The 20,515-nt window shown below is 40.1% G+C and carries 31 protein-coding genes; 7 read left to right on the top strand and 24 right to left on the bottom strand.

All coding sequences use genetic code 11. The features are described 5' to 3' along the window. Nucleotides 1-8 precede the first annotated feature (8 nt). The 6 genes from ACH33_RS08650 to ACH33_RS08625 form a co-directional block, all read right to left on the bottom strand. Complete coding sequence (locus ACH33_RS08650; protein WP_057898655.1) at nt 9-287, bottom strand: hypothetical protein; 279 nt, start codon at nt 285-287, stop codon at nt 9-11. Next, nucleotides 280-1,662, bottom strand: a complete 1,383-nt coding sequence (locus ACH33_RS08645; RefSeq protein ID WP_057898654.1) for a minor capsid protein — start codon at nt 1,660-1,662, stop codon at nt 280-282. The genes ACH33_RS08650 and ACH33_RS08645 overlap by 8 nt, the downstream gene beginning before the upstream one ends. Beyond that, on the bottom strand, nt 1,659-3,101 hold the full coding sequence (locus ACH33_RS08640; protein WP_057898653.1) for a phage portal protein: 1,443 nt from the start codon (nt 3,099-3,101) through the stop codon (nt 1,659-1,661). Before ACH33_RS08640 ends, ACH33_RS08645 begins: the two co-directional genes overlap by 4 nt. A 14-nt stretch (nt 3,102-3,115) precedes the next feature. Beyond that, a complete protein-coding gene (locus ACH33_RS08635) occupies nt 3,116-4,372 on the bottom strand; it encodes a PBSX family phage terminase large subunit (RefSeq protein WP_057898652.1) in 1,257 nt (418 codons plus the stop codon). Continuing rightward, the gene (locus tag ACH33_RS08630) at nt 4,356-4,856 is read right to left on the bottom strand and encodes a terminase small subunit (RefSeq protein ID WP_057898651.1); all 501 of its coding nucleotides are present in this window, start codon (nt 4,854-4,856) and stop codon (nt 4,356-4,358) included. Before ACH33_RS08630 ends, ACH33_RS08635 begins: the two co-directional genes overlap by 17 nt. Nucleotides 4,857-4,925: 69 nt before the next feature. Further along, entirely contained in the window at nt 4,926-5,528 is a 603-nt protein-coding gene (locus ACH33_RS08625; RefSeq protein WP_057898650.1) for a hypothetical protein, read from the bottom strand. Nucleotides 5,529-5,609: 81 nt separating this feature from the next. Between ACH33_RS08625 and ACH33_RS08620 the strand changes: the two genes are divergently transcribed. Then, nucleotides 5,610-5,804: a hypothetical protein gene (locus ACH33_RS08620; protein WP_057898649.1), complete on the top strand. Its 195-nt coding sequence runs from the start codon at nt 5,610-5,612 to the stop codon at nt 5,802-5,804. Nucleotides 5,805-6,482: 678 nt separating this feature from the next. Next, nucleotides 6,483-6,851 carry an MmcQ/YjbR family DNA-binding protein gene (locus tag ACH33_RS08615; RefSeq protein ID WP_057898648.1) on the top strand — a complete coding sequence of 123 codons (369 nt, stop codon included), beginning with the start codon at nt 6,483-6,485 and terminating at the stop codon, nt 6,849-6,851. Nucleotides 6,852-6,858: 7 nt separating this feature from the next. On the opposite strand, the gene ACH33_RS08610 is transcribed toward ACH33_RS08615, so the two are convergent. From ACH33_RS08610 to ACH33_RS19665, 16 genes are all read right to left on the bottom strand, one after another. Continuing rightward, a complete protein-coding gene (locus tag ACH33_RS08610; RefSeq protein WP_057898647.1) occupies nt 6,859-7,242 on the bottom strand; it encodes an ArpU family phage packaging/lysis transcriptional regulator in 384 nt (127 codons plus the stop codon). Nucleotides 7,243-7,332: 90 nt separating this feature from the next. Further along, nucleotides 7,333-7,512: a hypothetical protein gene (locus ACH33_RS08605; protein ID WP_057898646.1), complete on the bottom strand. Its 180-nt coding sequence runs from the start codon at nt 7,510-7,512 to the stop codon at nt 7,333-7,335. A 125-nt stretch (nt 7,513-7,637) separates the two neighbouring features. Continuing rightward, entirely contained in the window at nt 7,638-7,925 is a 288-nt protein-coding gene (locus ACH33_RS08600) for a hypothetical protein (protein ID WP_057898645.1), read from the bottom strand. Between the two features lie 573 nt (nt 7,926-8,498). Then, nucleotides 8,499-8,660 carry a hypothetical protein gene (locus tag ACH33_RS19195; RefSeq protein WP_162265016.1) on the bottom strand — a complete coding sequence of 54 codons (162 nt, stop codon included), beginning with the start codon at nt 8,658-8,660 and terminating at the stop codon, nt 8,499-8,501. Next, nucleotides 8,636-9,394, bottom strand: a complete 759-nt coding sequence (locus ACH33_RS19670) for a BRO family protein (RefSeq protein ID WP_091261651.1) — start codon at nt 9,392-9,394, stop codon at nt 8,636-8,638. Before ACH33_RS19670 ends, ACH33_RS19195 begins: the two co-directional genes overlap by 25 nt. Then, nucleotides 9,391-9,750 carry a RusA family crossover junction endodeoxyribonuclease gene (locus ACH33_RS08585; protein ID WP_057898643.1) on the bottom strand — a complete coding sequence of 120 codons (360 nt, stop codon included), beginning with the start codon at nt 9,748-9,750 and terminating at the stop codon, nt 9,391-9,393. The genes ACH33_RS19670 and ACH33_RS08585 overlap by 4 nt, the downstream gene beginning before the upstream one ends. Continuing rightward, entirely contained in the window at nt 9,747-9,932 is a 186-nt protein-coding gene (locus ACH33_RS08580; protein ID WP_057898642.1) for a hypothetical protein, read from the bottom strand. Before ACH33_RS08580 ends, ACH33_RS08585 begins: the two co-directional genes overlap by 4 nt. Continuing rightward, nucleotides 9,916-10,110, bottom strand: a complete 195-nt coding sequence (locus ACH33_RS08575) for a hypothetical protein (protein ID WP_156424025.1) — start codon at nt 10,108-10,110, stop codon at nt 9,916-9,918. The genes ACH33_RS08580 and ACH33_RS08575 overlap by 17 nt, the downstream gene beginning before the upstream one ends. Continuing rightward, nucleotides 10,107-11,186 (bottom strand): hypothetical protein, encoded by a 1,080-nt coding sequence (locus tag ACH33_RS08570; RefSeq protein ID WP_057898640.1) that lies wholly within the window; start codon nt 11,184-11,186, stop codon nt 10,107-10,109. Before ACH33_RS08570 ends, ACH33_RS08575 begins: the two co-directional genes overlap by 4 nt. 57 nt (nt 11,187-11,243) lie before the next feature. Further along, nucleotides 11,244-12,131 (bottom strand): recombinase RecT, encoded by an 888-nt coding sequence (locus ACH33_RS08565; RefSeq protein WP_082705959.1) that lies wholly within the window; start codon nt 12,129-12,131, stop codon nt 11,244-11,246. Nucleotides 12,132-12,146: 15 nt separating this feature from the next. Beyond that, nucleotides 12,147-13,097, bottom strand: coding sequence for a YqaJ viral recombinase family nuclease (locus ACH33_RS08560; RefSeq protein WP_057898639.1), 951 nt, complete (start codon nt 13,095-13,097; stop codon nt 12,147-12,149). Between the two features lie 119 nt (nt 13,098-13,216). Next, nucleotides 13,217-13,414 carry a hypothetical protein gene (locus ACH33_RS08555; protein WP_057898638.1) on the bottom strand — a complete coding sequence of 66 codons (198 nt, stop codon included), beginning with the start codon at nt 13,412-13,414 and terminating at the stop codon, nt 13,217-13,219. Between the two features lie 365 nt (nt 13,415-13,779). Continuing rightward, nucleotides 13,780-14,103 (bottom strand): hypothetical protein, encoded by a 324-nt coding sequence (locus ACH33_RS08550; protein WP_057898637.1) that lies wholly within the window; start codon nt 14,101-14,103, stop codon nt 13,780-13,782. Next, on the bottom strand, nt 14,100-14,384 hold the full coding sequence (locus tag ACH33_RS08545; protein WP_057898636.1) for a helix-turn-helix domain-containing protein: 285 nt from the start codon (nt 14,382-14,384) through the stop codon (nt 14,100-14,102). The genes ACH33_RS08550 and ACH33_RS08545 overlap by 4 nt, the downstream gene beginning before the upstream one ends. Nucleotides 14,385-14,510: 126 nt before the next feature. Further along, nucleotides 14,511-14,849, bottom strand: a complete 339-nt coding sequence (locus ACH33_RS08540; protein ID WP_057898635.1) for a hypothetical protein — start codon at nt 14,847-14,849, stop codon at nt 14,511-14,513. A gap of 28 nt (nt 14,850-14,877) precedes the next feature. Then, nucleotides 14,878-15,609 (bottom strand): ORF6C domain-containing protein, encoded by a 732-nt coding sequence (locus ACH33_RS19665; protein ID WP_162265015.1) that lies wholly within the window; start codon nt 15,607-15,609, stop codon nt 14,878-14,880. A 75-nt stretch (nt 15,610-15,684) separates the two neighbouring features. On the opposite strand from ACH33_RS19665, the gene ACH33_RS08530 reads away from it, so the two are divergent. After that, nucleotides 15,685-15,945 (top strand): hypothetical protein, encoded by a 261-nt coding sequence (locus tag ACH33_RS08530; RefSeq protein WP_057898634.1) that lies wholly within the window; start codon nt 15,685-15,687, stop codon nt 15,943-15,945. On the opposite strand, the gene ACH33_RS08525 is transcribed toward ACH33_RS08530, so the two are convergent. Together ACH33_RS08525 and ACH33_RS08520 are read right to left on the bottom strand one after the other, a co-directional pair. Next, nucleotides 15,929-16,165: a hypothetical protein gene (locus ACH33_RS08525; protein ID WP_057898633.1), complete on the bottom strand. Its 237-nt coding sequence runs from the start codon at nt 16,163-16,165 to the stop codon at nt 15,929-15,931. The two genes, ACH33_RS08530 and ACH33_RS08525, sit on opposite strands and share 17 nt — an antisense overlap. Nucleotides 16,166-16,178: 13 nt before the next feature. Then, complete coding sequence (locus ACH33_RS08520) at nt 16,179-16,415, bottom strand: helix-turn-helix transcriptional regulator (protein WP_057898632.1); 237 nt, start codon at nt 16,413-16,415, stop codon at nt 16,179-16,181. Nucleotides 16,416-16,530: 115 nt separating this feature from the next. On the opposite strand from ACH33_RS08520, the gene ACH33_RS08515 reads away from it, so the two are divergent. The 4 genes from ACH33_RS08515 to ACH33_RS08500 all read left to right on the top strand — a co-directional run bounded on the left by ACH33_RS08515 (nt 16,531) and on the right by ACH33_RS08500 (nt 20,096). Continuing rightward, complete coding sequence (locus ACH33_RS08515; protein ID WP_442854480.1) at nt 16,531-16,992, top strand: helix-turn-helix domain-containing protein; 462 nt, start codon at nt 16,531-16,533, stop codon at nt 16,990-16,992. A gap of 19 nt (nt 16,993-17,011) precedes the next feature. Continuing rightward, a complete protein-coding gene (locus ACH33_RS08510; RefSeq protein WP_057898630.1) occupies nt 17,012-17,980 on the top strand; it encodes a DUF6414 family protein in 969 nt (322 codons plus the stop codon). A 250-nt stretch (nt 17,981-18,230) separates the two neighbouring features. Then, nucleotides 18,231-18,656 carry an ImmA/IrrE family metallo-endopeptidase gene (locus ACH33_RS08505; RefSeq protein ID WP_057898629.1) on the top strand — a complete coding sequence of 142 codons (426 nt, stop codon included), beginning with the start codon at nt 18,231-18,233 and terminating at the stop codon, nt 18,654-18,656. 273 nt (nt 18,657-18,929) lie between these two features. Beyond that, on the top strand, nt 18,930-20,096 hold the full coding sequence (locus ACH33_RS08500) for a site-specific integrase (protein ID WP_057898628.1): 1,167 nt from the start codon (nt 18,930-18,932) through the stop codon (nt 20,094-20,096). The last annotated feature ends 419 nt before the right edge of the window (nt 20,097-20,515 follow it).

Raw genomic sequence — 20,515 nt, 5'->3', positions numbered from 1 at the left:
TCTGAGCGCTACTTTTTCCCTAAATTTAATATCAAATTGTACTTTTCTTCGGTTATTTTTCTTACTTGTTTTTCGTTTAAATACATTTCATCTTCTGCTCTTATGTCATCATTAGGCTCATAGTTGCAACACGCTTCGGATATATCACCAACTGCATCAACAATTTCTTCAGGAACATCATCATGTTTCCAATCATAAACCAATGAAGGGAAATCATACGAAAATGATTCAATGTCTATTTCGTTATTCAAATATTTCTGGATTAGCTTTTTCATTTCCTCATTCATCTATCTCCCTCCATTCTTTCTTAGGATTCGGCCTTGTTACGATACTTACAATTTCATTCGTATCATTCGCTCTAACAACAGCAATTCCATCTTTGAAGAAGACTGTTTTATCCCCTTCTTCTTGGAAGTATTTTTTCCCGTTTTTCAATACATCTAAGACGTCTTCCTTGGTAAAACTTCTCTTATCTTTACCCTTCTTCTGTCCAAGCACCCTATTAAGCGCATGTTCTTTAAAAATATGACCATGTTCTTTAAAATAGTCAAAAGTATCATAAAGCTTTTTTGTGTATTCTTTTGAGTATCGAGATGGGTCTGCTAACTTTAAGGTATTGCCATCTATAACCTTATTATACCATTCCTTATAATCCATCGTTGCAGGAACTTTAATGGCATTTCCCTTCGCATCCCTAGCAAGTCGCTCACTTACCTTGCTGCCAGTTACAACCGGTACTGTCGTACTTCTACAGTGAGGATGCAACGGCGGATAATTTACGCCCACTACAGCATCCGAAAGCTTGTACCTCTTGCCATCCTGCTGCTGGCATACCTTTGAAGTCTTGCGATCCAGCGTTGCTAAAAACTCATACTCCTCTATGAAACCTGTGTTTTCGTATGCCTTCATGGTCGCCTGATTTACCACATACGAGCTTTCTGTGCGTACAAGGCGTACTGCATTGGCATAGCTGGCTTCCATGCGCTCAGCAACGGCCTTTGAGGTCTGCCGAATGTCCTTGGCTTGGATAAAGTGCTGTACCAACTCTTCTTCCAACACCTGTGTCAGACGTTGCCTGTCCTTCCATATACGCTCGGAATAGTTGGCTCCTGACCATGGCATTGTCAGAATCATTTGGATTGCCTGCGTGTCCAAAACGGCCACTGTAGTAGCCATTCCGATTCCTTGTTGTACAGCAAACGTTGTCTGATAGTACGTTTCGGCTGCACTCTCAATGAAATGTTCCTCAAGCACTTCCTCCTGCTCTTGTTTCAGTTCGGCAAGCTGCACGTTAATCTGCATGAGCAGTTGTTCCAGGCGTGTGATACGCGAACGTGCTGACAGAGTGTTCAGTTCGAGTAGCAGGAGTTGGTCCCCTGTCTTTTCGATGCGCTCCACAAATTCTTCGATGTTCATACGCCACTGGCGAAACTCGTCTCTATTGAGATACACAATCGCCTGCTGATACGTCATGCCGTTTTCGCTGGCATACCGAGCAACAAAAGCTTCGATTTGCTTGATAATCTCACGCTGCGCCTTTTGGTACGCCTTAGCTATTTTCTTTTCGACTTCGGCTGTGCGCGTCATATCGGCTTCGGTGATTTCTTCCATGCGCTTAGCCCAGTATTCAGGCGATGGCAGAGTTACTTTCTCTTCGCTCATGCTGAACCAGCTCCTGTACCTCCACTCTGATCATTAGGAAGCGGGTATGGGTCCTGCATCTGCGTCATCTTCTCTTCTCGCTCTTCTTTCTTGCGCTTTTCTTCCTCTTCCGGATTTGTAACCCACGGATGATTAGCAAGAATCGTCCTTTCAGAAATGATGCCAGTGCTGTTTTGGGCAATCTGAGAGGCTTCCAGATCATTCATCAGAATGTTTTTGTTGAACGTAAACTTGATATCCTTGTAATTGAATTGCCCCTCACCCTTTATGCTTAAATATTCAGCTACAAACCATATCACCCACTCAAGCCCTTTGCGGAATTTACGTTCAAGCATACTAGCCTTCAAATCTAATAGTGAGAACAGGAATTTTAAAGCAACCCCAGAAGGAGCACTGCCGAATTTGTCTGTCGAAACGTCCACACCCTGACCAAAGGTAAAGATACTCTCTCTCAGACGGTCTAGGTGGCTATTTACGGACTGAATAGGCAACTCGGCACTCAATGTATCCACGCCTGCTCCCGGGTCTGCATCAAGGCTTATAGCCTTGTAATAACGTAGATTCTCCATGAACTCGGAAAGTGACTGTCCTTCGTATCCTTTCAGCACATAAATCAGCGCCTGCAACTCTTCTAGGTTGTTTGAGTTGTCGCTTACTCGACGATCATAATCGTCGATGAGCTCCTTATAAAACGTAAGGTCCGATACCTTGAATTGATTGTTGGCGAATTCGATAAACGGAACCTCGCCCCATCCATAGCCCACATCACCATAAGTAAAGTGCGGCGCAGGGTTTACAGGTTCGGTGGTATCAGGTTCATAGTCACCTGTGCCAATCGCGATGTAATACGTTACATCCTGTTTCGTCCACCATTCAGCCCGAATCGCATCCTGACCATTCACAGACATCGGATAATAGCGAATGACAGCCTCCAAGTTCTTCTGCTTGCTCGTATCATAGATCGGGATTACCTGCTCGGCAGGAACGACAATCATGTCAAAATTGCCTTCCTCGTCAATATACGGATGTAGCCATTCCAAACCTTTGTTGGAAGCGCCAAGCCCAAGCTCAACCATGTAATCGTGGAAGTCCTCTGTCAGCACCTCATTAACCTTCTTCACAAAGCTATCTGGTCCGGTGAACGTCACTGGCTTACCAACGATGTATGATACCTTTTGATCTACGAGCAACTTGTGCCAACCGTGCGGAATCTTGTTATTCGGTTTCGTCTGATCCTCTACCTTTTGACCGTCACGCCAGAAATAGTGTTTGCGGCTTTTAATGTCGTTCTCGTTGAAGTAATATCGAACACCCTTCATCATCTCGATGGTGTTATGCGAACTAATTAGGTCTTTCAGTATTTTTGCGTTTGTATTCGTTGTTTCAGCAGCCATTTTTGCGCTGATCTGTTGCTCAAATGTCGGGATATTCGGGTACATAAATCTTCACCTCCTTACGTCAGTACGCCGATGCCGTTCCGTCTTAGCGGCTCTGTGCCATATCGGGTAGCATCGATTGTGTGGTTGTCCTTATCCTCCAGCCGTGGTTTCTGGTTACCGTCTGCATCAACTTGATAGTCAATATTCTCAAACTCTTTCGCTACGTTCGGCGTGCGTTTGGGATCGATCACGATCTCTTCCAAGTCATCCAACCACTTCTCACCAAACTCCACGCTTCCCGGTCCTTTCTTTGCGCCTTTAATGCGTATACCGTAGCTTTTGAGCTCGGATATACTCTTCGGCTCTGCACTGTCAGCTATCGTCATAACATCGTGATACTGTTTTTTAAGTATCCATTCCGCAGCTTCCCGATTGCTAATCTTAGGGCCATAATGTTCATCTAAAAAATAAAGCTTTCGGCGCGTCTTATCGTAATGCATACGCACGAAAGCATATGGATCTGGCCCATATCCCCAGTCAATGCCCTGGTAGATGTTATCAAATGTCCTTAACTCTTTATCCGGTATTTCTCTGAATACAAGATTCGTAAATGGCACAACACCACTCCCTATGGCTTTTCCAAGGTATTCCCATTCGTATTTTTGCGGTTTCTTCCGCTTGACCTCTTCTGCCTCTTCAATGAATGCCTTTGAAACGTATGGATTGTCCAAATAGGTTGAATGATGAACATAAACGTTGTCAGGGAGAAAATGACTTTCAAACTTCTTATTCACCCAGTTTTGTTTTCTTTTTGGTGGGTTGTACGAATAATAGATTTTATATTTCAGTCCATTCGGCAACTCTGCACGGACAACAGAATTGACGATAGTAGAGACTTCATCTTCTGTCTTGAATTCCGCTAATTCTTCTACCCATAGGCGAGCAATAGGGAACTTCGATGATTTTATGGACTTAATCTTTTCTGGCTTATCCGCCCCACGAAAGATAATGTAATTCCCGCGTGGAATATAAGTGATTTTTAACGGGCTATATTTGACCTGGAACAAATGAGAAACGCCTACATGCTCAATCGCCCACAATAGTTGTTCAAATACGCTCTCCTGCAACGTATTTCCGACTTTACGAATACATAGCGCGTTGATCGGATAGCGTATGATGTCATAAATAAGGTCAATGCTAATATGCGTTGATTTAGAAGAGTTCCGGCCACCCTTCAAAACGTAGTAAAGATGCTCGTTTTTTCTTGATGCTCTCCAAAAGCCATAAAAGGCTGGCAGGAGTTTTTCCGACATCTTAATCTTCATCGTCATCCCTTATATCGTCGATGAACTGTATATTCAAATCAGCATTGACGCTCACATTATCTTTGAACATGCCCAAATGCTTCCCAAGCAACTCCAAGGCTTTTAGCTTGTCATTTAACTTGATTTCTTTCTTAACGCCACCTTTAGGTAATACGGTTTCTGTTATTGACTGGATAACAGAACCATCAACCTCATCACTATCTTTCAAGGCAATACTCTCTTTATCCCACTCTACATAATCCTTAAGGTCAGCAAAAGCGATCTTGGCTAATTGCTCGACAATGCGATCTTGGGAAACACTCGTCCGTTTTGAGCGTTCAGCCATAGCCTTTGCAATTGCTTCTGAAACTGAAGTTTTCTGAAGGAGTTGATATCCTTGTTGTTCAGCTGTCTTAACACTGTATCCAGCACGTATGGCCGCTTGTGTCGCGTTTAAATCAATAAGATATTCTTCAACAAAACGTCGTTGTTTCGCATTTAACTTTGCCATCTACATCACCACCCACCTCCAAGGCAAAATAAAAAGCACCACGCGGGTGCTTTTGACTATCCATCTAAATTATACAGGTAATAATATTTGTTCTAGTTTAGATTTATTTCTCCCATGGTTAACAATCTTAGTAATATTATAGTGAGTTTTAAAGATATTCCGGAATAGTTCTCCGGCCATTGACTCAATAGATTGTTGAGTATTCAAAATATATGCAGGAATAAGCTTATACGGAGAATTTCTCCTACTATAAACTCTGTGGTTACCATCTATAACGAAACTTAAATTTAAAGGGTCATATTCAACTATTATAATAGGGTTCTCATTGCTAGCAGCCTTAGCTAATCTTGGCCATTCAATGCCGCTTATATCAACGTACTGAAGCGCTAAGCCTAGAGGAATTTTTTTAGGTTTTATCTTATCCCTTTTAATAATTAAATTAGCTTGTGATATATCCCATATAATCTTATAAAAATCGTTTTGAAATTCAGGAAAATCTATATTTCTTCGATAATATTCTTTGAAGTGCCAAGCTATTTCTGGTTCCTCGGAAGATTTGATTGCTATCTTGTAGGAATCTATTACCGATTCAAAATGAGACAGTCCGTTTGATTTTAAGTAAAAAATTAAACTTTCAAAGAAATTATCAAGTTTATAAAAATTCTTTTCCATCTTCATCCCTCCCACCAATCCATTCTCCGCTAGGAAGGTTTTTCCTCTCATTTGTCGAAGAATGTAGCAGGAGGTGATACTTTGGCTACGTATATCGTGAATGTCTACAAAAGAGAGGTTCATGTCAGCGCAAATATTACATCCAGATGCAACATCGAGAAAATGCGAGACAATCACCGCGTTGATACGGACGTGGATGATTGGTCAATCGGGTTTAACCCATTCAAACGTTGTCCGCATTGCTACATAGAAACGAATATCGCGAAGGAAGCATAGGGGTGGCAGCCCCTCTTTTTTATGCAAAACAAAAAGACCGCTCCCCTCGGAACGACCCCTTCGCTTATCTTCTATCCAGGCCGCAGGAATCGAACCTGCACTATACCAATGCCTGTACAATAATATGTCGTCTCCACGTTCACCTGGGCAGATATGGTCTATGTACGAGAGAACGACGCCAACGACACGACAAACAATTTTTATTGCATGCGTAGCGGATTCGGCGCTCGCAATCCCTAGCGATGAAAATACATCGCTTTACTCCACAGTGCCCGCCGCTCATAACTAACACACCTCTCCCACTTCAATAGACTTATCTATCAGTGGTTATAACGAAATGTGTGCATGCATCGTGTTCATTCACGTCATGCGTGCTTAGGACTCCAGCTGCTCTGCCCGTTAGACCACAGCTTTCATCGCCCATTCAGTACACCCGAGTTGCGCCATTGATACAGGAGTTGACGCCATCTCCCAAGGAAAGTGGAGCATATTTTCCTTGGCATTAGCGTACAATTTTCTCGTTTTTAAAAATTCCAGCAAAATATCCTGTTTTTTGTCCTACTTTTTATCCTGTATTTTGTCGGGTTTTTGTCGGCAAAATATAGTTGCAATGGAATTTGAAATGCTCAATAGTAAATATCAGGATAATAGACTAATGAGAGAGGCAGGAATCAAATTATGGATTTGCATACTGTTCGTACCTATTGCTTGGAGAAAAAAGGAGCTATCGAAGATTTCCCGTTTGGTGGGGATATACATGTATTCAAGATAGGTGGAAAAATGTTCGCTCTTCTTTCAAACCGGGATGGAATCCTACATATCAGTCTAAAATGTGAGCCAGAAGTCTGTGAGATTTTACGCGAACAGTACCTTGCTATTAAGCCTGGCTACCATCTAAATAAACGCCACTGGAACACTATCGAAGAGGACGGCAGTATTCCAACCGAAGAGATTTTCGGTATGATTGACCGTTCCTATCAGTTGGTTTTTAAGGGGTTAAAAAAGGCTGAAAGAGAGCGAATTACCAATTCGTTAAGAATAAAATAAAAAGCGCTCATATGATTCCGAGCGCCGTGGCAATTTGGGAGATAGCCTCCTTCTTTTTTGCATAATATTGATCCTTTGTCAGTCCCATATCAAGATAAAGCGTAATGTCCTTTACTCGCGTCGTTCCCAGGTACTTCTCTTCTATGATACGACGCTCTATTTCGTCCAGTGTGTATTGTAAGGCGCGTTCAATCTGGCGCACTTTCATTTCTTTCTGCTTATCCGATTCACATAACGCAGGAAACAGTCCGCTCACCCCTTGCTCCTCCTGCTCCTTCCGGTTCTGTACAGCTACCCGGAGAGCCTTGTACTTTTTCAGTTCTTTAGCAACAACCTTGCGCACTTCTTTCTCATTAACTGCTGGTAAAAAGGATAATTGCTCAGCAACCATTTTCGACTCCCCCTGCTCTATGGTAAAATATTCTTGTCGATACAGAGCAGGAAGCCCCTCGCCGGTTGGCAGACCGACAAGGGGTGTTTTTTATTTCTGATTAGCGACCACTATTCTCAATCGACGATTCGCTTCGCTAAACTTATCAACCAGCTTTTGAAGCTCTTCATTGTCCTTCCGCAACCGTTTAATCTCATCCAATAGTCGGCGTATGTCTGTCGGCGCGCGAACAATAAACTGTGCACTTTTGCTCCGTCCAATTTCCTTCACAATAATTTCCCCGTTAGATCAACTAAATCAGTAAATTTATTTTCAATATGCCACGGCCCCGGCGTAGCAGCTGCCAACCGTGCCTCAATCTCTTTCAGTTCCTGGTCAGTCATTGCTCGTCCCTCCTATCCCATTTCGTATCCGACACAATTGACGGATATAATCTTATCTTCTGGATGAACCCCGATAGCTTTCTTTGCTCTTTCAATAGCTTCTTCTTCCGTCCAAGCACCGTTGATATTTACAACGCCCCTATTTCCGTTCGGCCTTTCAAACCAAACATCATATGTTTTGCGACCTGTAGGCTTTCTCCACGCTCCTGGGTAAGCCCAGTCTACTTTTATACCAGCTTCTTCTAGCGCACGCATTTTAGCTGCACCAATAATGCCTACTGCTTTTTCACGTACATTCACTTCTCCTCATCCTCCCTCGCTTCCAGTGGCTCTTTCCACGGATCGCCTACATAATCTTGGCATGGTTCTGGCCTGCCACATAAATCGGCGAACAAGCATGCTTCGCACATTTTCATCACTTCGTGGTATACTGGTGACAGCCCCCGAAGGGGCTATCGGATATATTTCATACATTTTCCATTGGGTTGCCGGCCTGTGCCGGCTTTTTTATATCTCAAGCATTTGAAACCTTTATCTTCTATTTCCGTATAATAATTGAAAATTACATTACCAATTGTAAAGTGGTGAGTTGTTTACTTATGAATTTCAACCTTTTCGGACTTATTGTTTTATCTATAATGTTAGCTTTGTTTGTACTACATATAGTTTCAGTAGTTTGGGCTTATAATGATGCTCTTCGTAATGGAAGAGACAGCATTTTTGCTATAATTGTCGCTATAGGTATTCTATTTTTTCCTGTAGCTGGTTTTATTGTTTATCTGTTTATCCGCAAAGCATAACGGTGCTTTTTTATTGCCTAAACAGGACCTATGTCATGAGGCCACCCACCGAACTCCCGGCGGGCGACCGATTCTATGCAATCACTTTCCATCCGCGCCGCTGCCACTTATGCAACTCGTTCCAACGAATTAATTCATAGCGATAAACAACGTGAGCAGAGCCAAACCCTTTCTCTTTGCGACGAAGCAAATAGTAGCGTGCTTTCTTCATTACGCCACCAGCCTCGGCCGCCATACTTGGATAAACAGCAATAACTGATTGAACTCTGAGCGCCGCACATCACGGTAACTCGGAACAGCAAAACAATCTTTGATAGCTCGATGAATTTCACTGAATAACTTCCGGCGCTCTTTCTCCAAGTCCGGCATAATCTCTTCTGTTCCATCGAAACAAAGCTGCTTGTATGCTATCTGCTCGGCCAACTCATACACACGCTTGGCAATTTCTTTCTGCGCTTTACGCTGCTCGTGACTGTTTAAGGTAATCTGCTCCTCGACTTTCCGATCCACTTCTGCCAGCTTCATTTCAAGCTGCTGTTGTCCTTGCCGCAACTCTTCCTGTCCCTCCAATAAGTCTGCTGTAGTTCTCAGAACCGTAACAATCGCCTGGTCTTTCGATAGAGGAACAACATTGTTTTGTTGTACACTGTAACTTCCTGTTTTACGAATAGCAGGAAGAACTTCATGCGTAACCCAACGCTTAAACTTTTTCGCTTCCGATTTTCGACTGGTCATGACTAGCGAATAGATACCGTATTCGTTTACTGCCACCATTTCCTGCTTTCCGCCAGGGGTGTCCACTAATACCGACCCCCTTTCGTCATCATCAAGACGAGATACTGCATCGCGATGCTTGCTAATTTCGAGCACTTCACAAACATCTTTGGCAACGAACCACGGCTCATTATTTACCATCACGACTCGTACTTCCCGATCCTCGAAATTGAAAATCGTTGGCATAGTACTCATGCTTTTTTCACCTCGTAAATTTCAATTTCCGAACGTTGCTCCTTCGCTGTATCCACCTTCACCTTTTCGATTGTTAACTTGCGCACCTGCCGATCATCTACCCAAGCGATGCCGTTTAGCGCATCTAAATATGCTTTCGCCAGATTATCCGCATCCGGTTCCCGAAGGCCGTGTAGATAGGCAACAGCCTTCACCTCCACAGGCCCCTCTGCCCTCCTAACTCTTTCTGCTTTAGCTATCCACCCAACGTAATTTTTGTACTCAAGATACCGCTTCGCTTGCTTGCTGACGAATTTACTCCGTTGCGTCATGCGTACCGCCGGAACTGGTCGACCGGGTACAACCAACCGAATCATGCTTTCTTCCTCCGTTGTGGTAAGTTCACTGGTCGTTTTTGCTTCATCACCGGCAGCTTACGGTACTTCTCTAACTCTTTTGGTGAAAGATAGTAGGTGATCACTTCTCCCGGTCCGTATACTTCACGCTTTTCTCTGGGAACCAGCGTCCGGCCACGTCCGCGGTCATAAAAGCTTCTCATCTGACTTCCCCCCCGTTTCGATTTCCCAGCTCCGATCTGCTTTTATCCGAAATCCTGTAATCCGCTTGTCCAACGCTTCCGGCCCAAGTTTGTGTAACTGCTCCTTCATGCTGTCCAGGCAGCAAATCATGGCCCGAACCGTGGCTTTTTCTGGAATCAACACTCGGCATTTCCTCATTTCACCTCACCCATAGCCCTCAGTAATTCTTGCATCTTAGCTTTTTTCTCCTCGTAACTAAGCTGCTCTGCTGGTTTTTGCTGTTCTATTCCTGCTCTCTTCTGTCGTTCTAACTGTTCCAGGATTAGAGAAGGAACCTTCTCTCTTCGCACCTGTTCCCTTTCCATCAGCAAAGGAGCAACTTTTTTATCCTTGCTTTGACGGTTCAACATCCGCATTAGTTTTCTATAAGCCTCATCATCCCTTGTGTTTCTAAGAATCCCTAGCGTGTACTGCTCGCGTTTATCGTCGTGTTTTTCAAAGTGATGCCATACAGCGAAGTTAATTTGATTCGCAGAGTATTTTTTCATCTTCGCAAAAACCTGGAGCAAAACGTTTTTGGAAATCTTGCATATACTTCTCGTTAGCCGCAGCATGTCACAATAACGAATTAAGAGTTTTCGGTTTACACCGGACGGCAAAACGTCGATGTTCTCATCGACAAAGGTTTCGATGTCTTTTTCCGAAGCGAGCGACGTATTAGGTTTATTGTTTATATTGCTGTTCTTATTGCTGTTTATAATGCTGTTATTAAATAAAAGATGTGGTTTCTCTTGTGTGTCCTCTTGTGGTTTTTCTTGTGAATTCTCTTGTGGAAGTAAATTTTTGTTAGTGACTGAATCCCTTATACCGCAAGGCTTTTCACTTTCATCCTCTTGTGTTTTCCGTTGTGAAATCTGTTGTGAATCCTGTTGTGGTTTCTCTTGTGGATTTTTTTCGCCTTTTTTGTAGTGTGAAAGTGACTGAAAATCCCCATATTTTACGATTTTGACAAGGGTTCCGCGCTTCTGGCGCAAGGTTTCGCAAGTGATTAATCCAGCTTCCGTTAATCGATCAAGCGCTCCTTTTATCTCCCAGCGCGTCCATCCCGTTTCTCGTTCCAACTCAGAAACGGTTACTTTTACTTCCCCTGTATTCCAATCCGCTTGTTCAAGCAAATGATAGAAAAGAAGCTTGTCCCTCAAGTTTTTGATAGAGAGTCGGGGCAGGACAACAAACCCCGACGCCTGTATTTCTGTGTTTATTTGCTCTTCCATACCCCGACATCCCCTTTACTAGATTAATAGAGCCGGGCGCAGAGAGCGCCCACTCTTCTATTCAAATTTCATTTCCATTGCCTGCTGTAATTGTTCATCCTGCTGCCAATCTTTTTGCTTCTCCACCTGCTCCTGTGGCTGTTCTGTAGCTTCCGACGTAGGCTCGTCCACCGGGATATCCTCTACTGTCACCCCTTCGGCTTCTATCGTGTCGGCGTGTGACTCGCTAGTAACGTCCTTTAGCTCACGCTCATCCTTATCTTCTACAACAGCCTTCTGCATTTCGACAGATAAGATGCCCCACTTAGACAAAAGGGATTTAAGCACAGTTTTCATGGCCATAGCATCCCAATCGTTTTTCCACCCAAAATCCGATTTACTGAATCTTTTCCTATGCTTTTCAACCTGTTCTTTCGTCCAGTAGACGGTTTTTCTAAATCCGTTTAACAGTTCGAAATAAGCTGCATATCCGATTACGACATCCGAGGCTCGTGATTCAAAATCAATGTCGATTTCTTCAGTAAGAGGATTCCACTTTTTAAGTTCACCTTCGTAGATGGGAGTCACATTGATATACCGATATTGAGCAGACCGCAAGGCCAATTGAATGTATCCTTTGTACCCCAGCTGAAATTGTGCTTTGTTTCCGTAAGGGACAATCCAGGCATACCCTAGATTTTTGTCAATCGGCAAATCCAATGTAGCAGCAACGATTGCAGAAGAAACAATGCTCATCGGTTCGCATTTTTGCAATGATGTTTCACTGTTATATAAGTTGATAATGGATGTGATGTATTGAGGAGCCCGATCGTTCATCAGCTCTTCAAATTTCTTCTTCATAGTTGGTGTGCCCAGTAAATCTTTTAATGACAAACTACTTACTTGGACTTGATTTGAGTTATTTTTAGCTGTTAATTGTTTCTTTAACGAGGCGTTGGTTGCCACCGTTCTCCCTCCTAATTAACTAATTTCCTTAATGTCAAAACGACGATAAATCGTTGGTTTCATCACCTGTTTATAGATGTCCGGGAACTGTTCTTTCAGCTTTTTGCTATCTACCCGGTTAGAATGTATGGTTTTCCATTCAGCTTGAAAGTTTTGAACAAAGGCTAGTTCCGCATCCTTCATTTCATGTTTAATCTGGTTTTCAATCTCTTTCATCCGAGTTTCCAAAGACTTTATGGAATCCTTAAGCATTAAGTACTCATCAATCTTCTCTTTGTACTCAGAAGTGAGATCAACAGCCTTCCCCTTTTCAGCGTGGGTGTATTTTTTCTTTAGATATTCTTCTGCCGCACTGGTTCCATCAAGTGCCGGGGCTACATTGGCGAGAACGTGATGATTCCAAAATTCAATTTCCTTCTGGAAGATGATTTCGATTAACTCATCATCCCGGTCAATTTCCTTCCAGACGAATTTCTGATTCCCGATTAATACAGCGAAGTACGCCTTTTTGTATTCAGGTCCCAATACACCAAGATAGTGCTGAACCTGAACGATATAGCTTTCCGGAACCTCTTCACTTTCCCACTCTTTGATGTTGTAAGCAGAGGTGGTTTTGCATTCTAAAATGGCTTTTTCCCCTACAAGCATCCGGTCTATGTTCGCGATAATAAATTCATGTTCAGGATGCTGTAAGGTGGCGTTTTTCCGACGGACTTTTTTGCCGCTGCGTCTTTCAAATTCTTTAGCTACGATGTCTTCCAATAGGCTTCCGAAGTATGCAGCATCACTTTGGCTCTCCTGTGGTATTACTTGTCCGGTTTTTTCAAGCCACAGCTCAAATGGTGTTTTCCATTTGTTGATACCGAGAACAACCGAAGCATCCGAGCCGCCGATACCCTGATTGCGAAGTTTCAGCCATGTTTCCCGGTCCATGTTCAGCGTGCGTGCGAGTACGTTTGCTCGCATTCCTTTCGCCTCCTGTTCAGTTTTCAAGGTTCGACTTGCGGCCACCGCGCCTGACGTGGTACAATGACCGCAAATGATATTTGTCAATGAGTGACCTGTTGCAGCAGGTCATTTTTTATTTACCCTGCAACCTTCTCAGTTGCAAAATTAGCAATGTACCCTCGAATACAATCATGTTCATCATGGAGATATCCCTCGTCTGTTTCCCAGACTTCTTCACCTTCATAGACCTCCCCACCACAACAAAGGCATTCTCCAACAACACGCGCTTCTTGTGGATCTGCAAGACCTTGTGAGAATCTGTCTAAGCTGAGCATATTCTTTTCACCACCTTTCTTCAGAGTTGCCAGCGCCCCTACCCCTACGCTGGCTGTACAGCCCCGATGGCTGCGCCTATGTAGTTCTTGTTGTGGTGGCCCTGTCGGACTTGCACCGACTGTAGGCTTGTCCAATCGGGCCAAAAAGTCAGGGCATCGCCCTGTAAGATAGTAAAGGTTGGAAGACAGAGGGCTTATGTCTTTACTTCATAGCCCATCCCTCCTTTCGGAAGTGCTGTAGGAGCCAGGCAGAGAGAAAAGATGTGATTAGGAGGTGGAATTCCCGGCCCCTACAGCAAGCCCGAATAGGACTTGCAAAGACATAAGTTTTCACATATGATTAATTTATAATTGAAGTTATGCCGTCACGTGTTCGCGCACATGGCGGCTGTTTTTGTGTAGTAGTGAGACAGATCATGATAATGTTTCATACTCAATTTGTGATAGGCCCATGCTGCTTGGTAGCCTTTTTCTTCGCCTGCTGCTTTGTATGCATCAGCCAGCTTCAAGAATTCATCAGCTTCTTGCTTTGCTTCTTCCATCTCGAGCAAGATTCGATTCAGTTCAAGACGTTGTTGATAGGCTTGGTTTTGTTCAGAGTCCATCAAGCTCATGTCGTACTCTGCCGTCTGTTCTAACACTTCCTGCAATCGCATGTTCCAACTCACTTCACGACAGCCCTCTTTCAAATGAACATCCCTCCTATAAATGCTGGTATCATTTGAAGTAACTGCAACGCGTTACTTAGTACATCAACACCAAACATCATTGCAGCAGCGTGCACTTCGCAGTTCGTAACTTGCACCCATTTCATGAAGGTTTGTAAATCGATAATATGTTTTCCGCTTTCTAACTTACTTACAGTTGATTGCGTCATATTTAACTCGTAAGCAATCTCTTCTTGCGTCATTTTGGCTTTTTTACGAAAAAACTTGAGCAGTTTGTGATATTCCTGGGTTATTTGCAACATTTTCACTCCTAAATATTCCGATTCGGAATATATTCCATCTCGGAATACCAAGTTATTTTGCGTAAGATTACTATATTAGTAGAGGTTTTGCCCGACCTCTATACCCGCCCTATTTTGTGTAGTTTTTTAAATTTCCCATTCATTCATAATGATTTCTTCAATTACTTTTAAAGTTGGCTCACAAAGCCAAACCCTTTTGCTATGTGGCCCTCTACGTCGTTGATATTTTCTGACACGAGGATCACATAAAATATGTTTTTCTAAGAAATCCCGTTCGAATGGGAGGATTTCTTTCAGTTGGTCTAAGTCAATGAATAGCACTTTCAGTCTTAATGCTTCACAGATGTATTCATCAATCCGTTCACTAATTTGTTGAGTTATTTTTTCTTCGGTGATTCCTGAAGCATTAAGAATCGCTTTAATCACAACACTTTCAGATGGTTGTTGTTGAATCTGTTGAATCATCAAAAGCCCTCCTGCTCAACAGCCTTTTTTATTTAACTAATTTCAATTGTGTTTGCTTGTTGTAACTTTCAATTTCAATTTCCAATGAAGTGCTTGGTCGCCATTTGCTAATGAAGTAAACAGCTTCATCAAATTTTGCTTTTGGTAATTCGCTGTAACGTGGTATGTTGAAATGGCGTTTAAAATCACGCCATAATTCGGCGAACGCTTTTCGCGCAACAGCGTTATAAGCTGGCGATTCGTACCCACCAAGCACTTCAAGCACTTTAGCTTTACCTTGGGAATTTAAAGCGTATTCTTGCGCGCCATCGATTCGCATGTGTTCTTTTAAATAAGCTACATCGCCTTTTAAAGCTTTGATTTCTTGATAATTCTTTAATGATGTTTCAAGTGCTAGTTCAATTGGATCTTGTGGAAGCTGTTTCTCTTGGGTAACTCGATAGTATTCATCCACTAACATTTCGTAAGCTTCCCATGCTCTATCTGTATTTAATGATTTCGCGTGAAGCCAAGCTCCTTTTTCTGTCCAAAGATAAAGCTTGTTGGCTGTTGGAGCGACTACGGAATTTCCGTATTCGTTTTTAAATCGTTTTAATTCTTCACCTTCAAGTAAGATGAAGTGTTTGTTTTGCTTATAACGACTTTTATTCGCATTGAAATTTTCTTGAATACGTCTGCTATCAGTCCCATAACTTTCAGCAAGTTGAGCAGTAGTTAAAGCACGTTGTCCTTTGTATTCGATGATTTGTAATTCGTTCATTTCGATACCTCCTAATAGTTTTGAAGGATTCCTTCCTTTTCTGTACAATGTTGACAGCGGAAGGAGGTGTAGATTTTGAATAAATTTGAAATTGAATTAATAAAATTAGCTTTCGAAAACTATCAAAAAACTGGCAATGCAACAGGAGTATTTTTTGCAAAAAACAGTGATGAATGGTTTCATTACACAAACGCTTTAGAATATTTGATAGAGGATGGTTACGCTGAATCCTCTGAAAATACTAATTCTTGGCGTTGTAATTCTAATGGACTACAAATTTCCTATGAATTAACAGAAATAGGACTTAATTATGCAAAAACTAAGTTAAATCTTTGAATTTTAATGGAAATGAAAATGTAATTTTAAGCGCCAATTCACTTTTAACAAGTATTGCGTCTTCAAAATAATCTACTAATTCGTCAATAGGTATTCGGTTAATTTCTTCTCGAATGAGCTCGCAATTACGTTTTTTTATCTCTGCGGGCTCTATTCCGCTATTTGCATTTGCTATACACGCATCTGCTATTTTGTTACCAATCGCCTTAGCGTTGTCCAATTTTGATCACCTCCTATGCGGTTTTATCACCTTTTTGTAAATCATGTATAACATCATTCGTAAAAAAAATATCATACGGATCTCGTTTTAATGCTTTAGCGATTTTTAAAGCTAGCGTTACAGAAGGTTCTTGACCATGTAGCTCAATATTAGTAATTGTTTGTCTAGTTGTTTTGCTTCGTCTAGCAAGTTCAGAAACAGGCATACCTACTTCTAGACGAATTTCTCTTAATTTATTTTTGTAAGTCATGTATAACACCTCCTTGACTGTATTGTATTACATGTATTACAAAGTTGTCAACAATGATTTACAACTTTTTTCTATTATTTTTTGATTTCGTGGTGTAAAGTGTGTATTACAGGGGGTGATTATTTTGGGAACTTTGGGTGACTATTTAAAAAAACTCAGGGGAAAAGAGTCTTTACGTGATGCTAGCAAACGTATCGGTATAAGCCATACATATTTAGATACAATCGAAAAAGGTTTTGACAAACGTTCCGGAAAGCCTGTAAAGCCTACTCCTGAAACTCTCAAACTTATAGCAGAAGCCTATAATACAAGTTACGAAGAGTTAATGATATTAGCTGGTTATTTAGAAGAAAAAGAAGAAAAAAAAGAATTATCGGATAAAGACGAAAAAGACATCGCCAAGCGTTTACAAAAATTCAAAGAGGAAATTGAAAACTCTGACGGTCTAGCCTTTTCTGGTGAACCTCTATCAGAAGAAGCAAAAGAATCGCTTATTGAATCTATGGAGTACATTTTCCGACAAACGCAGAAAATTAATAAGAAGTATATTCCGAAGAAGTATCGAGATGAGGAGTAAGTGTGAAGGGGGATGTAAAATGAAAGAAATTATTTATTTAGATACTGACTTTTTACATTCATTTTTAGCACAACAAAATAATGGTTTACCAACAGAAATAACAAAAGAAAATTTCGAGGAAATTACAGATGAATTGCAACAACAATTTGGCTACAACAGTAGAAGTCAAATCGAAGCAACTTTGGATACAGGAAGGTTTGAAATACCGTTGATTTTTAATTCTCCAAAAGGAGCTATTAAGGGAGTATTTCAACCTGGAACATATTCAGGTGAAAAAGTTATATCTACACAAACGGAAGCGGGTAAAGAAATTATTTCAACTAGATTACACGATAATGCACTTGAACTATTTCAAAAACAATTAAAAGAAGAAAAAAGGTTATTTACAATCGATTCTGCCAATGTTGGTGATTATATAATTTTAAAAGCTCAATTTAATATTATTGACTTCAATTATTTATTAAAGATGATTCAACCTGAAATATTAGGGAAAATAATGGTTTACAAAGAAAAATCTACAATAGAATCTCAATTAAAAATATTAGAAATGAATTATCAAACTAACAAATCCCCAGAAATTAAACAGCAAATCAGAAAATCGCAAGATAACATCAAAAAATTGGAAAAACAAGCAAATGTTAATACTACAAATTTAAAGGAAGTGGAAAAGGCATTAAAATATTTAGCAGAAGTTTTACCTTATTCTTCATTTTTAAAAATAAAAAATGCAGTTTCTCCATTAAAAGAAAAATATTTGAGAGAATCTGCATCCGAATTAGCTTTTAAATATACCGTAGATGAAAACTCACTAGAAATTACTTTATTAGGGAAAATAACATCTAGAGTTAAAAAAGTTACAACAGAGGAATTCGCACAAGATGACATAATTAATGGTTTATCTGGGCTATTTTACGATATTCTAATACCTTTCGGAATTATTGAAGAAGGTGATTTAATTATTTCTCCAGTAGCTATTTATTTCGAATAAGTAAGAAATTTTTCCTTCTATCCTCCATTCGCTTCTTGTGTTCTGATATTTCTTGACGAACTATTTTGGAGTGTTGAGATGCATGTTTTTGTTCTTCAATAACCTGCTCCGCAATTTTTCTAATTAATTTTTTATGTTCATTAAACAGGATTTTCATCATCTCACACCCTTCAAAAAGACATTCTTACGCTTATTATATACAACATTTTAGCTTTTAGTATAGGTATTATTAACGAAGTGAAGTGATTTTATGTGGTTGAAAGAAAAAGTAAAGACTTTAATTAATAAACACAAAACTTCCAACCCATTCGAAATCGCAGCAAGAATGAACATACATATTATCAAATGGGATTTACATAAACAAATAAATGGTTATTACAAATACGATCGTCGGAATCGGTATATAGTCATTAATTGTAACTTGGATAATAATTTTCAACGTGTAGTATGTGCCCATGAACTTGGGCACGCAATACTACATACCAGAGTTAACACGCCTTTCATGACGATGAATACATTTTTCTCTGTAAATAAAATCGAACGTGAAGCTAATACTTTCGCTGCCGAATTATTAATACCTGATGACAACTTTGAAAATCTATCAATCTACGAAATAGCTTCCATATATCAAGTACCAGTCGAATTGGTCAAATTGAAATGTGAGAAGCTATTTTAATATACAAAAACTAAAAGGGCAGATAGATAATGCTGTACAGTGTTTATAAAAAATACAGTAATTAATAATCATTTTTTCATTATTTTGTTAAATAGTTATATTGTACTTAAATAGTGGGGTTATAAAATAATAACACAAACAGATTCAGTAATTCTCATTTAACTATATTTTTTTACAGATTAATAGAACGTACGTTCTTTATTTAAAGGAGGTGATGCAATAGGTCTGCCCGCATCTCTAAACACCCGCCCGGTGAATAAATGAGGTGAAAAAATGGCTAGACAACAACTATATAAGACAAAAAAAGAACATATCTATTGGTACAAAGATGGGAAAGAAAAGAAATACGCTTTTCGTTACCGTTTTTATGATCAAGATGGAAAAAGGAGAGAAAAAAGCAGACAAGGCTTTAACTCAGAAAAAGATGCAGAATTAGCTTTAATCGAATTAAAAGCAGAGATTTTAAAAGGGAATTTACAGCAAGTTCAAAATCAAAATATTACAATAGAGCAATGGGTTAATACTTGGTATTCTCGAAATAAACCTAAATGGAAACCAAGCACATTAGATCAATACATCTATGCTATTGAAAAACACATCATTCCTGAACTCGGAAAGATTAAGTTATCGAAATTGACAAAATCTAGATATCAAGAATTTATCAATAAACTTTCTATAAGATATTCAGCAGCGACAGTAAGAGCAATACATCATGTATTTAATCATGCGATATACGCTGCTGTAGATGATGAAATTCTTGATAAAAACAGAATCAGGAATGTAAATCTACCACAACTCAGATCGAATTATCATGAAATTCAAGAAAAAGATATTTTAAGTGAAGAAGAAATCAAAAGATTGCTGGATTATTTAAAAAAATACGAGGGAATTACTCATTACACCCTTGCTTTATTGCTAACTTCTACAGGAATGCGAAAAGGTGAGGCGTTAGCACTAAAATGGAAAAATATTGATTTTAAGGAAAATGTGATTCACATCACTGGCACCCGAGACCATCTCGGTGAACGAACTACAAAAACCAAAAGAAGTACCAGAACAATCGATGTTAGCCCATCATTAATCTCACATTTTAAAAAATATAGACGGTGGGCCATCGAAAGAAAACTTGTTTTTGGTATGAAATTAAAAGATGATGATTATATACTAATTAACCCTCAAACAGCCGAACCTATTTCTCGTGAATATCCTAAATATATGCTGGAAAGAGCGTTTGAAGCAGGTGTTATAAAAAGAGTTACACCCCATGCGTTACGCCATTCCTTCGTTTCCATTTTAATATCTAAGGGGATACCAGTAACGACAGTGGCAAAAATAATCGGAGATTCGGTTGAGATGGTCTTAAAAACATACGCACATTCCCTTAGAATAAAAGAAATGGAAGCTGTCAAAGTTGTTGAAAATGTCATCAATTATGACTGAGTTTTTCGTTTTTCCTTATTTTTGGGGTACAAAATGGGGTACAAATTTCTTGTACCCCTTTAAAAGATTGATATGATGCTATTCTGGTAATCTATAATCCTTAAGACTTTCTTAAGATTTATACTCTTTCTTAAGGATATACCATTGTATAACCCTTTTTCATAAATTCTCATGTAGGTATATGGCATACTTGTGAAGGAAACCACAAGCAACATAAACCAAGTTATCGGCCCGTTTTCTTTTTTGTTTTATATTTACTTTCACAGATTCATGTTGACTAATTAACTTAGGGTGTTCCAAAAGTGTAAGTGAGGAAGTTTTCTATCGCTCGAAACAATATATTTAGATTTTTTGCACAAATGAATATTTATATGTAGGTATCGTTTCATACCAAAGGGGCTGGCTCATGACTTTTGAGA

Source organism: Aneurinibacillus sp. XH2, from assembly GCF_001439585.2.
Taxonomy (GTDB): domain Bacteria; phylum Bacillota; class Bacilli; order Aneurinibacillales; family Aneurinibacillaceae; genus Aneurinibacillus; species Aneurinibacillus thermoaerophilus.
This window is presented reverse-complemented; position numbering and strand designations above follow the sequence as displayed.

Excerpts from the sequence above, each read along its gene's own strand:
- ACH33_RS19670 (WP_091261651.1), bottom strand. The coding sequence starts at position 9,394 with ATGAGTACTATGCCAACGATTTTCAATTTCGAGGATCGGGAAGTACGA.
- ACH33_RS08615 (WP_057898648.1), top strand. The coding sequence starts at position 6,483 with ATGGATTTGCATACTGTTCGTACCTATTGCTTGGAGAAAAAAGGAGCT.
- ACH33_RS08545 (WP_057898636.1), bottom strand. The coding sequence starts at position 14,384 with ATGTTGCAAATAACCCAGGAATATCACAAACTGCTCAAGTTTTTTCGT.
- ACH33_RS08580 (WP_057898642.1), bottom strand. The coding sequence starts at position 9,932 with ATGAGAAGCTTTTATGACCGCGGACGTGGCCGGACGCTGGTTCCCAGA.
- ACH33_RS08575 (WP_156424025.1), bottom strand. The coding sequence starts at position 10,110 with ATGAGGAAATGCCGAGTGTTGATTCCAGAAAAAGCCACGGTTCGGGCC.
- ACH33_RS08650 (WP_057898655.1), bottom strand. The coding sequence starts at position 287 with ATGAATGAGGAAATGAAAAAGCTAATCCAGAAATATTTGAATAACGAA.
- ACH33_RS08640 (WP_057898653.1), bottom strand. The coding sequence starts at position 3,101 with ATGTACCCGAATATCCCGACATTTGAGCAACAGATCAGCGCAAAAATG.
- ACH33_RS08510 (WP_057898630.1), top strand. The coding sequence starts at position 17,012 with ATGAAAGAAATTATTTATTTAGATACTGACTTTTTACATTCATTTTTA.
- ACH33_RS08610 (WP_057898647.1), bottom strand. The coding sequence starts at position 7,242 with ATGGTTGCTGAGCAATTATCCTTTTTACCAGCAGTTAATGAGAAAGAA.
- ACH33_RS08505 (WP_057898629.1), top strand. The coding sequence starts at position 18,231 with ATGTGGTTGAAAGAAAAAGTAAAGACTTTAATTAATAAACACAAAACT.
- ACH33_RS08585 (WP_057898643.1), bottom strand. The coding sequence starts at position 9,750 with ATGATTCGGTTGGTTGTACCCGGTCGACCAGTTCCGGCGGTACGCATG.
- ACH33_RS08560 (WP_057898639.1), bottom strand. The coding sequence starts at position 13,097 with ATGCGAGCAAACGTACTCGCACGCACGCTGAACATGGACCGGGAAACA.
- ACH33_RS08570 (WP_057898640.1), bottom strand. The coding sequence starts at position 11,186 with ATGGAAGAGCAAATAAACACAGAAATACAGGCGTCGGGGTTTGTTGTC.
- ACH33_RS19195 (WP_162265016.1), bottom strand. The coding sequence starts at position 8,660 with ATGGCGGCCGAGGCTGGTGGCGTAATGAAGAAAGCACGCTACTATTTG.
- ACH33_RS08520 (WP_057898632.1), bottom strand. The coding sequence starts at position 16,415 with ATGACTTACAAAAATAAATTAAGAGAAATTCGTCTAGAAGTAGGTATG.
- ACH33_RS08635 (WP_057898652.1), bottom strand. The coding sequence starts at position 4,372 with ATGACGATGAAGATTAAGATGTCGGAAAAACTCCTGCCAGCCTTTTAT.
- ACH33_RS08630 (WP_057898651.1), bottom strand. The coding sequence starts at position 4,856 with ATGGCAAAGTTAAATGCGAAACAACGACGTTTTGTTGAAGAATATCTT.
- ACH33_RS08555 (WP_057898638.1), bottom strand. The coding sequence starts at position 13,414 with ATGCTCAGCTTAGACAGATTCTCACAAGGTCTTGCAGATCCACAAGAA.
- ACH33_RS08540 (WP_057898635.1), bottom strand. The coding sequence starts at position 14,849 with ATGATTCAACAGATTCAACAACAACCATCTGAAAGTGTTGTGATTAAA.
- ACH33_RS08500 (WP_057898628.1), top strand. The coding sequence starts at position 18,930 with ATGGCTAGACAACAACTATATAAGACAAAAAAAGAACATATCTATTGG.
- ACH33_RS19665 (WP_162265015.1), bottom strand. The coding sequence starts at position 15,609 with ATGAACGAATTACAAATCATCGAATACAAAGGACAACGTGCTTTAACT.
- ACH33_RS08645 (WP_057898654.1), bottom strand. The coding sequence starts at position 1,662 with ATGAGCGAAGAGAAAGTAACTCTGCCATCGCCTGAATACTGGGCTAAG.
- ACH33_RS08625 (WP_057898650.1), bottom strand. The coding sequence starts at position 5,528 with ATGGAAAAGAATTTTTATAAACTTGATAATTTCTTTGAAAGTTTAATT.